The organism is Ferrovibrio sp. (assembly GCF_964218355.1).
Lineage (GTDB): Bacteria > Pseudomonadota > Alphaproteobacteria > Ferrovibrionales > Ferrovibrionaceae > Ferrovibrio.
In genome coordinates, this window is the sequence record NZ_CAXPMC010000030.1 from 1 (window position 1) to 12,821 (window position 12,821).

At 66.9% G+C, this 12,821-nt stretch carries 14 protein-coding genes and 1 pseudogene; 1 reads left to right on the forward strand and 14 read right to left on the reverse strand.

Translation table 11 applies throughout. From position 1 onward, the window contains the following. Positions 1-100: 100 nt before the first annotated feature. Both ACEQZY_RS20770 and ACEQZY_RS20775 read right to left on the reverse strand, forming a co-directional pair. A complete protein-coding gene (locus tag ACEQZY_RS20770; protein WP_370156856.1) occupies positions 101-583 on the reverse strand; it encodes a peroxiredoxin in 483 nt (160 codons plus the stop codon). A 116-nt stretch (positions 584-699) separates the two neighbouring features. Next, on the reverse strand, positions 700-1,536 hold the full coding sequence (locus tag ACEQZY_RS20775) for a protein-disulfide reductase DsbD domain-containing protein (protein WP_370156857.1): 837 nt from the start codon (positions 1,534-1,536) through the stop codon (positions 700-702). 98 nt (positions 1,537-1,634) lie between these two features. Here ACEQZY_RS20775 and ACEQZY_RS20780 point away from each other — a divergent pair, with 98 nt between their 5' ends. Continuing rightward, complete coding sequence (locus ACEQZY_RS20780; RefSeq protein WP_341704658.1) at positions 1,635-2,216, forward strand: YqgE/AlgH family protein; 582 nt, start codon at positions 1,635-1,637, stop codon at positions 2,214-2,216. Between the two features lie 6 nt (positions 2,217-2,222). On the opposite strand, the gene ACEQZY_RS20785 is transcribed toward ACEQZY_RS20780, so the two are convergent. The 12 genes and pseudogenes from ACEQZY_RS20785 to ACEQZY_RS20840 all read right to left on the reverse strand — a co-directional run. Continuing rightward, positions 2,223-2,843, reverse strand: coding sequence for a GNAT family protein (locus tag ACEQZY_RS20785; protein WP_341704659.1), 621 nt, complete (start codon positions 2,841-2,843; stop codon positions 2,223-2,225). Positions 2,844-2,867: 24 nt separating this feature from the next. Continuing rightward, positions 2,868-4,127, reverse strand: a complete 1,260-nt coding sequence (locus ACEQZY_RS20790; protein ID WP_341704660.1) for a pitrilysin family protein — start codon at positions 4,125-4,127, stop codon at positions 2,868-2,870. After that, entirely contained in the window at positions 4,124-5,536 is a 1,413-nt protein-coding gene (thrC, locus tag ACEQZY_RS20795) for a threonine synthase (RefSeq protein ID WP_370156858.1), read from the reverse strand. The genes ACEQZY_RS20790 and thrC overlap by 4 nt, the downstream gene beginning before the upstream one ends. Positions 5,537-5,541: 5 nt before the next feature. After that, positions 5,542-7,032, reverse strand: coding sequence for a carboxypeptidase M32 (locus ACEQZY_RS20800; protein ID WP_370156859.1), 1,491 nt, complete (start codon positions 7,030-7,032; stop codon positions 5,542-5,544). Next, the gene (locus ACEQZY_RS20805) at positions 7,029-7,772 is read right to left on the reverse strand and encodes an SURF1 family protein (protein ID WP_341704663.1); all 744 of its coding nucleotides are present in this window, start codon (positions 7,770-7,772) and stop codon (positions 7,029-7,031) included. Before ACEQZY_RS20805 ends, ACEQZY_RS20800 begins: the two co-directional genes overlap by 4 nt. 4 nt (positions 7,773-7,776) lie before the next feature. Further along, the gene (locus ACEQZY_RS20810) at positions 7,777-8,157 is read right to left on the reverse strand and encodes a DUF983 domain-containing protein (RefSeq protein ID WP_341704664.1); all 381 of its coding nucleotides are present in this window, start codon (positions 8,155-8,157) and stop codon (positions 7,777-7,779) included. A 10-nt stretch (positions 8,158-8,167) separates the two neighbouring features. Then, a complete protein-coding gene (locus tag ACEQZY_RS20815) occupies positions 8,168-8,980 on the reverse strand; it encodes a cytochrome c oxidase subunit 3 (RefSeq protein ID WP_341704665.1) in 813 nt (270 codons plus the stop codon). Between the two features lie 37 nt (positions 8,981-9,017). Beyond that, positions 9,018-9,602, reverse strand: a complete 585-nt coding sequence (locus tag ACEQZY_RS20820) for a cytochrome c oxidase assembly protein (protein ID WP_341704666.1) — start codon at positions 9,600-9,602, stop codon at positions 9,018-9,020. Further along, a complete protein-coding gene (locus ACEQZY_RS20825; RefSeq protein ID WP_341704667.1) occupies positions 9,599-9,733 on the reverse strand; it encodes a hypothetical protein in 135 nt (44 codons plus the stop codon). The genes ACEQZY_RS20820 and ACEQZY_RS20825 overlap by 4 nt, the downstream gene beginning before the upstream one ends. Continuing rightward, a complete protein-coding gene (locus ACEQZY_RS20830) occupies positions 9,730-10,605 on the reverse strand; it encodes a heme o synthase (RefSeq protein WP_341704669.1) in 876 nt (291 codons plus the stop codon). The genes ACEQZY_RS20825 and ACEQZY_RS20830 overlap by 4 nt, the downstream gene beginning before the upstream one ends. 105 nt (positions 10,606-10,710) lie before the next feature. Further along, positions 10,711-12,321: a cytochrome c oxidase subunit I gene (gene ctaD / locus ACEQZY_RS20835; RefSeq protein ID WP_370156861.1), complete on the reverse strand. Its 1,611-nt coding sequence runs from the start codon at positions 12,319-12,321 to the stop codon at positions 10,711-10,713. Between the two features lie 56 nt (positions 12,322-12,377). Next, a pseudogene (locus ACEQZY_RS20840) lies at positions 12,378-12,821 on the reverse strand (cytochrome c oxidase subunit II); the annotation flags it as partial.

Here is a 12,821-nt window from a genome sequence, read left to right on the forward strand (position 1 = left end):
ACGCCGGCATCCGAGATTTCAATCGGTGACTGGAGTTCAGACGTGTGCTCTTCCGATCTCCCGGCTGGAGCCGGGCCGGCTTTCACGACCTCAGCGGCCGTCAGATCTGGCTGATCAGGGTATTGGCATCCGACACCTCGAAGGCGCCGGGCTTTTCGAGATTCAGCGTCTTAACGACACCGTCGTCGACGACCATCGAATAGCGCTGCGACCGCACGCCGAGGCCGCGGGCCGACAGGTCGAATTCCATGCCGATCGCCTTGGTGAATTCGCCGGAGCCGTCGGCCAGCATCATCACCTTGTCGCCCACGCTCTGCTGCTTGCCCCAGGCACCCATCACGAAGGCGTCGTTCACCGACAGGCAGGCAACCTGATCGACGCCCTTGCCCTTCAGTTCGTCGTGCTTCTCGATGAAGCCCGGCAGATGCTTGGCCGAGCAGGTCGGCGTGAAGGCGCCGGGCAGCGCGAACAGCGCCACTTTCTTGCCCTTGAACAGGTCGCCGGTCTTCACCGCCTGCGGGCCCTGGTCGGACATCACATACAGCGTGGCATCGGGGATGCGGTCGCCAACCTTGATGGTCATGGTTTCCTCGTCTGGTCTGATTGCTTTGGGACGGATGCTCTGCCGGACATGAAGCGGCAGCCGGTAAGATGGTCCGTCAGGCAGCAGGTGGCAAGCCCCGGGCATCGGGGCGGCGGTCAGGATTTCGGCACTGTCAGTTCCGCCGCCCGGTCACCATCGATCAGGGTCAGGACCAGCGGACCGGCCGCGGCTGACGCAGGCCGCACCGGCAGCAGGAAGCTGGCCGTCCGGCGGTCTTCCGACAGCGTGACCTGCGGGCGGCCGAACCACGCTTCCGGCGCCCCCTCGACCAGCAGGTCCGGCGCGCGGAACGGCTGCCGGCCGGCGAGCACGATCTCGATCTGCCCGGCCCGCTGCCGATGCGCAACCAGGGTGATGCCCGCCTGCGCGGCCGGCTGCGGCACCTTCGCCTGCCAGGCCGCCAGCCGGCCGAGCGCGGCAGCCTCCGCAGTGCCGGCGCCGTCCAGGCGCAGGCTCAGGCTTTCCTCCCGCAATATGCAGATATCCTTGCAGATGCCATATTCGATGCCGAGCGCCAGGATGGCGTCCTGGGCCGGCTGCCGCCGCTCGAATCGCAGCGGCAGGATCACTTCGTCGATATAGCCGTAGAGGTCGGTATCGCCCATGCCGATGCGCTGCGGCGCCGGCCAGGCCACTGCCACATCGGTCAGGTTCCGCGAGCCGCTCCAGTCGAACCGCGGCGGCACGCCGCCCTCGCCCGGCGTGCGCCAGTAGAATTTCCAGCCCGGCGCCAGCCGTATCCGGAGGCCGGCCGCACTGCCGCCCCCCTGGACAATGTCCAGCCGCGCGGGATTGCCGCCGGGCATGCCGGCGGCGGCAAGCGGACCGGTGCCGGCCGGACGCTGCATCTGTGCCTGTGCCTGCGCCAGCGCGGGCAGCAGGCAGAATGCCAGCAACAGCAGCAGGCGCCTTCCGGGGAAGCAGATTGCCATGCTTTTAATCTCTTCTCATGGGATCGATTTGCAAGCCCCGGGCATATGGACATTGGCGGTTGCTGGAGTAACATTCAGGTGAAAGCAGGGAGCTGAGCATGGCATCTGATGCTAAGGCCATATCCGGCTATCTTGAGCGACAGCTGTTGATCGCCATGCCAACCATGGGCGATCCCCGCTTCGCCCGCAGCGTGATCTACGTCTGCTCGCACAATGCCGAAGGCGCCATGGGGCTGGTCATCAACAAGCCGTATCCCGGCCTGACCTTCCCCAACCTGCTCGGCCAGCTCGGCATCGAGCCCACCATCGACAACGACATCGTCGTCCGCCTCGGCGGCCCGGTCGAAACCGGCCGCGGCTTCGTCCTGCATTCCACCGACTACATGCGGCAGGGCAGCGTCGCCATCGACGAGGAGATCGGCATCGGCCTGACGGCCACGCTGGACGTGCTGCGCGCCATCGCCACCGGCACCGGGCCGCAGCACAGCCTGTTTGCGCTCGGCTATGCCGGCTGGGGGGCCGGGCAGCTGGATACGGAAATCCAAGACAATGCCTGGCTGGCGGCCCCGGCCGACAGCGACCTGATCTTCGCCCCGGAACTCGATAACCTGTGGGACCGCGCGGTGCGAAAGATCGGCATCGACATTGCCAAGCTGGCCAGCGTTTCCGGGCATGCCTGATGCCGGCTAGCCGCCGGGCGGCGCCTCGCCGGCAGGCAGCCGGTCGGCAGGCAGGCGGTCGGTGGACAGGCGCGCAAACAGCTGGTGATCGCGCCAGACACCGTTGATCTTCAGGTATTCCCGCAAGATGCCCTCGGGCCGGAAACCGGCGCGCCGCAGCAGACGCTGGCTCGGCATGTTCTCGACAAGGCAGGCCGCCTCCAGCCGGTGCAGCCGGACGGCACTGAAGCAGTGCGCCACCATGACAGCCAGCCCCTCGGTCATGTAGCCCTCACCCGCATGGGGCCGGCCGACCCAGTAGCCCAGCTCGCCGCATTGCGATGCGCCCCGCCGCAGGTTCGACAGGGTGATGCCGCCGATCAGGGTGTCATTGCGCCGGGTGAACATGAAATAGGCTTCGCCGAGATCCTGCCGCCGCAGCCGCTCGAACCAGGCGAGGCGGCGGCGATAGCCTTCGCGGGTCAGCGAATCCTCTGCCCAGGCCGGCTCCCAGGGCTGCAGGTGATCGCGGCTGACGGACCGCAGTGTCGCCCAGGCCTCGAAGTCGCTGATCTCGGGGCTGCGCAGGTAAAGCCGGTCGCCGGCCAGAATGGCGGGAAGACCGGGAAGGAAGCGCCGGAACAGCATCGCCTCCCCTTCTTCCCGCAACCGTCAGCCGAACCGCGCGGCGAAGCGTGAATACGGCTCCAGCTGCCCGATCGGGCCCAGTGCCGCCAGCGCCGGCGGCGCCTTGCGCATCACCCGCTCGGCCACCCGGCGGACGGCCGCCGCATCAACCCGCTCGACGGCGGCCAGCACCTCGTCGATCTCCAGCGGCCGGCCGAACAGCAGCATCTGCCGGCCGATCTGCTCGATCCGTGCACCCGAGCTTTCCAGCGAGGAGACCAGGCCTACCTTCAGCTGCGCGCGGGCGCGCCGCAATTCCTCGGCTCCGACCTCGCCGGTCAGCTTGCCCAGCTCGTCGGCCAGCACCGGCATCAGCTCGCCGAGCTTCTCGCCGCCGGTTCCCGCATACAGCGTCAGCATGCCGCTGTCGCGATATGAGCTGGGAAAGGCATAGACGGAATAGGCCAGGCCGCGCTTTTCGCGGATTTCCTGGAACAGCCGCGAAGACATCCCGCCGCCCAGCACGGTGGCATAGACATGCATCGCGTAGTAATCCGGGTCGTCATAGGCCACGCCGGGCAGGGCGATCGCCACATGGGCCTGCTCGAGATCGCGTTCCGCGCGATGATCGCCGCCGGCATAGGCGGCAGACAGCTGCGACGGACGCGGGCTCTGCGCCAGGCCGGCAAACAGCCGGCCGGCTTCCGCCACCAGCCGGTCGTGATCGACCGCCCCGGCCGCCACCAGCACCATGGTCGGCGCATGGTAGAAATGCCCCATGAAGCCCTGCAGATCCTGCCGCCCCATGCTGCTGACGCGCTCGACGCTGCCGAGAATGGGCCGGCCGAGCGACTGCCCGGGAAAGGCGATTTCCTGCAGGTGGTCGAAGATGATGTCGTCCGGCGTGTCTTCCGCCTGGCCGATTTCCTGGATGATGACCTCGCGCTCGCGTTCGAGCTCGGCGGGATCGAAGACCGAATGCTGCAGGATGTCGGCCAGGATATCGAGCGCGAGGGCGCAATCCTCGCCCATCACCCGTGCGTAATAGGCCGTCTGCTCGCGCGAGGTGAAGGCGTTCAGGTGGCCGCCGACGGCCTCGATTTCCTCGGCGATGGCCAGCGCGCTGCGCCGCTCGGTGCCCTTGAAGGCCATATGCTCCAGCATATGCGCCACGCCGTTATTCTCCGGTACCTCGTCCCGCGCGCCGGCGCCGACCCAGATGCCGACGGAAACCGTCTTGACCTGCGGCATGGTTTCGGAAACCACGCGCAGGCCGTTCGGCAGGGTACTGATGCGGACGGTCATGCGGTCACCCGATGCTGGTCGATAAAGTCTCGTACGGTTTTATAGTCATTGGCCAGCGGAGTCTGCCGCTCGGGCCGGTCGAACAGGTCGGCCAGGCGCGGCGGCAGCGCCGGATGCTGGCCGGTGGCGGCCTGCACGGCATCCGGAAACTTGGCCGGGGCAGCGGTCGCCAGGGTGACCAGCGGGATATCCGCCGCCACCGCCCGGCCGGCCCGCTGGGATGCGGCGACCGCCATGCCGACCGCCGTATGCGGATCGATGGCGATGCCGTTGCCCTGCATGAACGCCGTCTTCAGCATGGCCCTGGTGGCGGCCTCGTCGGCACGGCCGGCAGCAAACAGATGCTGCGTCTCGGCCAGGGCGTTGGGCGACACGGAGAAGCCGCCGGCGGTATCCAGTTCGGCCATCAGCCGCCGGACCTCGCCGCCGTCGCGGCCGTGCATGTCGAACAGCAGGCGCTCGAAATTGCTGGCGATCTGGATGTCCATGCTGGGGCTGATCGTCGCGGTCACGCCATCCTTGCGATATGCGCCACCGGAAAAGAAGCGAGCCAGGATGTCGTTGCGGTTTGTGGCCACAATCAGTTTCGCGACCGGCAGCCCCATCCTGGCGGCTGCGTAGCCGGCGAAGATGTCGCCGAAATTGCCGGTCGGCACGCAGAAGGCCGGCGCCCGGTCCGGCCCGCCGAGGCTGAGGGCGGCGGTGACGTAATAGACGATCTGCGCCATCACGCGAGCCCAGTTGATCGAATTGACGGCCGTCAGCCCCACCCGGTCGCGGAACGGGGCATCGTTGAACAGCGCCTTCACCATCGCCTGGGCATCGTCGAAAGTGCCGGCCAGCGCGATGGCATGCACATTGGCATCCGCCACGGTGGTCATCTGCCGGCGCTGCACCTCGGAGACGCGGCCCTGCGGGAACATGATGAAGATGTCGAGATTGGCGCGGCCGCGGCAGCCCTCGATGGCGGCCGAGCCGGTATCGCCCGAGGTGGCACCGACGATGGTGGCGCGCCGGCCGGCACGCTGCAGGGCCCAGTCGAACAGCCGGCCCAGCAGCTGCAGGGCGACATCCTTGAAGGCCAGCGTCGGGCCATGGAACAGTTCGAGCAGCCAGTCGTTGGGGCCGGTCTGGCGCAGCGGCACCACGGCGCTGTGCCCGAAGGTGGCATAGGCTTCGCCGATCATGCGCTGCAGATCGGCATCCGGGATGCAGCCGCCGACAAAGGGACGGATCACCCGGAAGGCCACCTCGGCATAGGACAGGCCGCGCATGGCCCGCCATTCGGCCGCACTGAACTGCGGCCAGCTTTCCGGCACGTAGAGGCCGCCATCGGCCGCCAGGCCGGCCAGCAGGACGCCTTCAAAGTCGAGGGCCGGCGCCTGGCCGCGGGTGCTGATGTAACGCATCGGATTCAGCTCAGGTATCGGGCTTTGAGATGGGCCTTGAAGGCGGCCGCACCCAGCGGCTTGCCGGTCGCGGCCTTGAGCAGTTCGTCGGTCGTCAGCAGCGATCCCTGCCCGTGCACGTTGGCACGCAGCCAGCGCAGCAGCGGGCGGAAATCTCCCTTGCCGATGCCGGGCAGGATAGCAGACTCCTGCGCCCGCGCGGCAGCAAACAGCTGCGCCGCGGCCATCGCACCCAGCGTGTAGGTCGGGAAATAGCCGATCGAGCCGGTCGCCCAGTGGATATCCTGCAGGCAGCCCTGCCGGTCGTCGGGCACTTCGACCCCCAGCAGGGTCAGCATGCCGTCGTTCCACGCATCCGGCAGGTCGCCGACGGCCAGATCGCCGGCCAGCATGGCCTGTTCCAGCCGGTAGCGCAGGATGACATGGGCCGGATAGGTCACCTCGTCGGCATCGACCCGGATCAGGTCGGGCCGCACCCGGGTATAGATCCGGCGGAGATTCGCCTCCTCCCAGGCGGCGCCACGGCCGCCGAAGGCCTTGCGCAGGAGCGGGGCCGCCCAGTCAAGGAATTCGTCGCCACGGCAGACCTGCATCTCGACCAGCAGGCTCTGGCTTTCATGCAGCACCATGCCGCGGGCTTCGCCGACCGGCTGTTCGCGCCAGGCCTTCGGCAGCCCCTGTTCGTAGAGGGCATGGCCGGTCTCGTGCAGCACGCCCATCAGCGACTTGGTGAAATCGTCCGCCTCGTAGCGGGTGGTCAGGCGCACATCGTCCGGCACGCCACCGGTGAACGGGTGCAGGCTGACATCGAGGCGGCCATGGCGGAAATCGAAACCCAGCGCCTTCATCAGGCGCAGGCCGACTTCGCGCTGGGTCTCGGTGGCAAACGGCCCCTCCAGCGGCAGGATTGCGGGCGCCTTCGCCTGTTTTGCCAGCGCCTTGTCGATGAACCCGGGCAGGAAGCTGCCCAGTTCCGCAAACAGGCCGTCGATCTTCTCGGCGCGGCCGCCGGGTTCGTATTCGTCGAGCAGGGCATCGTAGCGGCCAAGGCCGAAGGCGGCCGCCTTGGCATCGGCCGCCTCGCGGGTCAGGTCGAGCACCGGCTGGAAGGCCTTGGCGAAGGCCTTGAAGTCGCTGTCCTTGCGCGCCTTGCGCCAGACCATCTCGCAGGCCATGGTCGCCCTCGACCGGGCCTCGACCAGCTTCGGGGTCAGCGCCGTGGCATGCCGCCACTGACGCTGCATCTCGCGCAGGTTGGCGCGCTGCCAATCGTTCAGCCGGGCGGCCTGCGCCTCGGCCGCGGCAAAATCATCGGCCAGCGCCGGGTCGGTCAGCCATTCGTGGCGGACCACGCTGAGCACCGCCATCTGCTCCGACCGCGCGCCGGCGCCACCATCCGGCATCATCGCCGACTGATCCCAGCCGAGCATGGCCAGGGCGCCGTTGACGGCGGCGATCCGGCGGAAACGCTGTTCGAGGGCCTTGTAGGTCTTCATCGGTCCTGCCGTTCCGGGCCGGCCGCCTCTTCGCGTTCCCGGCGCCGGTGCCACAGCACATAGATCACGCACAGGACCACCGCGCCGCCATACCAGGTGACGGCATAGGAGAGATGGTTGTTCGGAAAGTCCACGCGGGTCTGGCCGCCGCGCGGCCAGCCGCCGGGCACCGGGGTCTCGTCGGCATCCACCAGCAGCGTCGGCACCGGGCCGATCCCCGCCAGCCGGGCCATCGCCTGCACATCCGGGAAGAACCAAAGGTTCCGGGCAACGTCGTTGTCGGGCACGAACGGCCCCTGCCCCCAGGTCCTGTGGGCGATGCCGCGGATCGTCACCTCGCCCTCGACCAGACCGGCCCTGCGGCTGTCCTGCTCCTTGAAATCGGGCGGCACCCAGCCGCGGTCGACCAGCACCCAACCCGGCGCATCGCTGCGCCTGAACGGCGTCACGATCTGGTAGCCGAAATTGCCGCGTTTCGAATGCGCCAGCAGATGGAACTCGCGGCTGTGGTCGAACCGGCCGCTCACCGTGACATGGCGGTAGTTCCAGCGGTCGGGGTCGACATCGCCGGCCGGCAGCGGTGCCGCCGGGGCTGCCAGGCCGCTCTCGATGGTCTGGATCAGGTCCAGCTTCCAGAACAGGCGGTGGACCTGCCAGCTGCCGAGCCCGAGCAGGACGACCAGCGCCGGAATGGTGAAGACAGTCGGCCAGAGGGCTGGCCGGAAACCAAATATTTTCAATGGATTACTCGCGCAACAATTCGATATCGGACGATGCCTTGTGGCGGAATTGTAGCGCGATGAGCGTGGCTTTGAAGGGTCGGAGCAGCAGAATGGCACCGCCCAGGATCAGCGGCGTCCACAAGACCAGATGCAGCCACAGCGGCGGGGCGAACCGCAATTCGACCCAGAGGGCCAGACCGGTCACCACAAAACCGAGGATCAGGATCACGAAAACCGCCGGCCCGTCGCCCGCATCGACCCTGGCGTAATCCAGGTCGCAGGCCGGGCAGCGCTGCCTGACGGCCAGCAGGCCGTCAAACAGCGGGGCTTCGCCACAGCGCGGGCAGCGGCAGCGAAGCCCCGTCGAGAAAGGCGACAGCGGCGGGTAGAAACTTGCCGCCATCGTCAGCGGATCAGTGGGCGGCCGGCGTGCCGGCGCCCCACCAGTAGATGCAGCAGAACAGGAACAGCCACACCACGTCGACGAAATGCCAGTACCAGGCCGCAGCCTCGAAGCCGAAATGATGGTCGGGCTTGAAATGGCCCTTCATCGCGCGGATCAGGCAGACCAGCAGGAAGATCGTGCCGACGATCACATGGAAGCCGTGGAAGCCGGTCGCCATGTAGAAGGTCGAGGCATAGATGCCGTCGGTGAAGCCGAAAGCGGCATGGCTGTATTCATAGGCCTGGCAGGCGGTGAACAGCACGCCGAGGATCACCGTCAGGGTCAGGCCCTGCACCAGCCCCTTGCGGTCGCCATGCTGCAGCGCGTGGTGCGCCCAGGTCACCGTGGTGCCCGACAGCAGCAGGATCAGGGTGTTGATGAAGGGCAGATGCCAGGGATCGAAGGTCTCGATATCGGCCGGCGGCCAGGCATGGCCGATCGCCTCGGTCGGGAACAGCGCGGCATTGAAATAGGCCCAGAACCAGGCGACGAAGAACATCACTTCCGACGCGATGAACATCACCATGCCGTAGCGCAGATGCAGCTGCACCACCGGGGTATGGTGGCCGTCATGCTCGGCCTCGCGGATCACGTCCCGCCACCAGGCCGCCATGGTGTAGAGCACGACCAGCAGGCCCGGCAGGGCCCACAGATAGCTGTGGCCATGGAAGGCGAAGACCAGGCCGACCGCCATGGCGAAAGCCCCCATCGAGCCGATGAACGGCCACGGGCTGGGATCGACGAGATGATAATCGTGGTTGCGGGCGCTGCTGGCAGCCATGGCTTCTACCCCCTGGTTACGCGGATGTTGCACATATTCAGTTGACCGGCCGGGCGGCATCGCCGCGGTCGGAGACCCGTTTCTCTTCGTCCGGCATGCGGAAGAATGTATAGCTCAAGGTGATCTCGGAGATATCCCGGGTCAGCGGATCCTTCAGCAGCTGCGGATCGACGAAGAAGGAGACCGGCATGTCGACCGTCTGCCCCGGCGCCAGCCGCTGCTCGGTAAAGCAGAAACAGGCGATCTTGTTGAAATACTGACCGGCCTTCTCCGGCGTGACATTGAAGGCGGCCTGCCCCATCACCGGCCGGGCGGTCGGATTGGTCGCCCGGTAGAAGATCAGCATCTCCTCGCCTGGCCGCACCGTCACCGTGCGCTGCACCGGCTGGAATTTCCACGGCATGCCCGGCGCCGTATCGGCATTGAAGCGCACCGTGATCGTCCGCTCGGCCGGATCCGCGACGCCCGGCGCCGCGGTGGCCCGCAGCGGCGTGCCGGCAAAGCCGGTGACCCGGCAGAACAGCGAATACAGCGGTGCCGAGGCGAAGGCGCCGCCAACCATGGTCACGGCGACCGCGGCGCAGATCAGCGCCACCCGGGCATTGCTGCGGCGGCCGCTCACGGCGCGCCTCCGCTCATCTTGGCGATGGTGATGAAATAGAACAGCACCACCAGGGCCAGCAGGACGCCGCCCAAAGCCAGATTGCGCGCCCGGCGGCGCTTGTGCTCGTCGTGCATGGGCATCGCGCTCATGCCCCCCAGCCGAGCCCGCGTTCCGCCAGCAGCAGGGCGAACAGCAGGAACAGGTACAGGATCGAGTAGGCGAACATGTGCTTGGCCGGGCGCTCGTCGTGGCTGCTGCCGCGCCAGATGCGCCAGGCCAGCAGCAGGAAGCCGCCGCCCAGCAGCCCGGCGAGGCCGCCATACAGCGCACCGGCCAGCCCCAGCAGCCACGGCGACAGTGTCAGCGGCACCAGCAGCAGGCTGTAGACCAGGATCTGCCGCCGGGTCTCGCGGTCGCCGGCCACCACCGGCAGCATCGGCACGCCGGCGCGGGCATAATCGTCGGAGCGGTAGAGCGCCAGCGCCCAGAAATGCGGCGGCGTCCACATGAAGATGATGGCGAACAGCAGCACCGGCAGCATCGCGAGATCGCCGGTCACCGCAGCCCAGCCGATCATCGGCGGGAAAGCGCCGGCCGCACCGCCGATGACGATGTTCTGCGGCGTGCGGCGCTTCAGCCACATGGTGTAGACGAAAACGTAGAAGCCGATCGTCAGGGCCAGCAGCGCGGCGGCGGACCAGTTGATCGCCAGCCCCATCACCAGCACCGAGCCGAAAGACAGCACGGTGCCGAAGCCGAGCGCCTGGTCGCGGGTGATGCGGCCCTGCGGGATCGGCCGGCCGCGGGTGCGCGCCATCACCGCGTCGATATCCGCGTCATACCACATGTTGATCGCCCCCGACGCACCGGCACCGATGGCGATGCACAGCAGGGCGGTGACCGCGAGGGTGGGATGCAGTGAGCCGGGCGCCAGCACCATGCCGACGAGACCGGTGAACACCACCAACGACATCACGCGCGGCTTCAGCAGCGCCAGATAGTCGCCCGGCCGCGCCTCGATGCGGCCGGCATAAGCAGCATCGAGGCCGGCAGGGCCGGCCTCGTCGCGCTCGACAGTGTAACTCGCGTCAGACACCAGACTTCTCCTGGGGCGGGAGTCCCGGCCTTACTTGATGACCGGGAGCTTTTCGTACTGGTGGAACGGCGGCGGCGAGGACAGGGTCCATTCCAGCGTCGTCGCCCCCTCGCCCCACGGATTGTCGGCCACCTTCTTCTTGCGCAGGAAGGCGTAGATCACCGTTGCGATGAAGAACAGCGTCGAGGCAAAGGAGATATAGGCGCCGATCGAGGCCACGTAATTCCAGCCGGCAAACGCATCCGGGTAATCCGGAATGCGCCGCGGCATGCCCTGCAGGCCGAGGAAGTGCATCGGGAAGAACAGCAGGTTGACGCCGATGAAGGTGGTCCAGAAATGGATCTGGCCGGCAGTCTCGCTGAGTTCGTAGCCCGACATCTTGCCGAACCAGTAATAGAAGCCGGCGAAGATGGCGAACACGGCACCGAGGCTGAGCACATAGTGGAAATGCGCCACCACGTAATAGGTGTCGTGCATGTAGCTGTCGATGCCGGCATTGGCCAGCACCACGCCGGTGACACCGCCGACGGTGAACAGGAAGATGAAGCCGATGGCGAACAGCATCGGCACGGTGAAGCGGATCGAGCCGCCCCACATCGTGGCGATCCACGAGAAGATCTTCACGCCGGTCGGCACCGCGATCACCATGGTGGCGGCGGTGAAGTAGGCCCGGGTGTCGACGGCGATACCGGTGGTGTACATGTGGTGCGCCCACACGACGAAGCCGACCACGCCGATCGCGACCATGGCATAGGCCATGCCGAGATAGCCGAAGACCGGCTTCTTCGAGAAGGTCGAGATGATCTGGCTGATGATGCCGAAGCCCGGCAGGATCAGGATGTACACTTCGGGATGGCCGAAGAACCAGAACAGATGCTGGAACAGGACCGGGTCGCCACCGGCCTCGGCCTTGAAGAAGGCGGTGCCGAAATAGCGGTCGGTCAGCAGCATGGTGATGCCGCCGGCCAGCACCGGCAGCGACAGCAGCAGCAGGAACGCGGTCACCAGCACCGACCAGACGAACAGCGGCATCTTGTGCAGGGTCATGCCCGGCGCCCGCATGTTGAAGATGGTGGTGATGAAGTTGATGGCACCGAGGATCGACGAGGCGCCGGCGATATGCAGGCTGAAGATCGCCAGGCCGACGGCCGGACCGGGATGACCGGTATCGGAACTGAGCGGCGGATAGATCGTCCAGCCGGTGCCGGCGCCGAGGCCGCCGGCCGGGCCCTCGACCATGGTCGACAGCAGCAGCAGGCCGAAGGCCGGGATCAGCAGCCAGAACGAGATGTTGTTCATGCGCGGGAAGGCCATGTCCGGGGCGCCGACCATCAGCGGCACGAACCAGTTGCCGAAGCCACCGATCATCGCCGGCATGACCATGAAGAAGATCATGATCAGGCCGTGGCCGGTGACCAGCACGTTGAACAGGTGGTGGTTGTCACCCAGGATGCCGTTACCCGGATTCATCAGTTCGATGCGCATCAGCACCGAGAAGAACCCGCCGATCAACCCCGCCACGACAGCGAAGATCAGGTACATCGTGCCGATGTCCTTGTGGTTCGTCGAATAGACGTACCGCTTCCACCCGGTGGGGTGATCGGCGTGATCGGCGTGCGCCCCTGCAGCTTGGCCTGCCATCTCTCTAAATCCTTCGTTCTTTCGAATTCTGTTTCAGCCCGTGGACGAAAGAGCGCTCAGCGCGCTTCCGCGCCCGCAACCTCAGCCACCTTGATATTGCCGCCGGAGCCAGCGTCAGCCTGCTGCTGCTCCGTCCATTGCTCGAACTCTTCCTGTGTCACGACCCGCACATTGATCGGCATGAAGGCATGCCGCGTGCCGCAGAGTTCCGAACACTGGCCGTAATACATGCCGGTCTTCTCGGCGCGGAACCAGGTCTCGTTCAGGCGGCCCGGAATGGCGTCGACCTTGACGCCGAACTGCGGCACCGCGAAAGCGTGGATCACGTCCGCCGCCGTCACGATCACGCGCACCGTCGTGTCGACCGGCACCACCATCGCCTCGTCGGCGGCGAAGAGGCGCGGCTGGCCGGGCTCAAGATCGGCGTCCTCGACCATGTTCGAGATCAGCGAGATGTCGCCATTGTCGGGATATTCGTATCCCCAGTACCACTGGTAGCC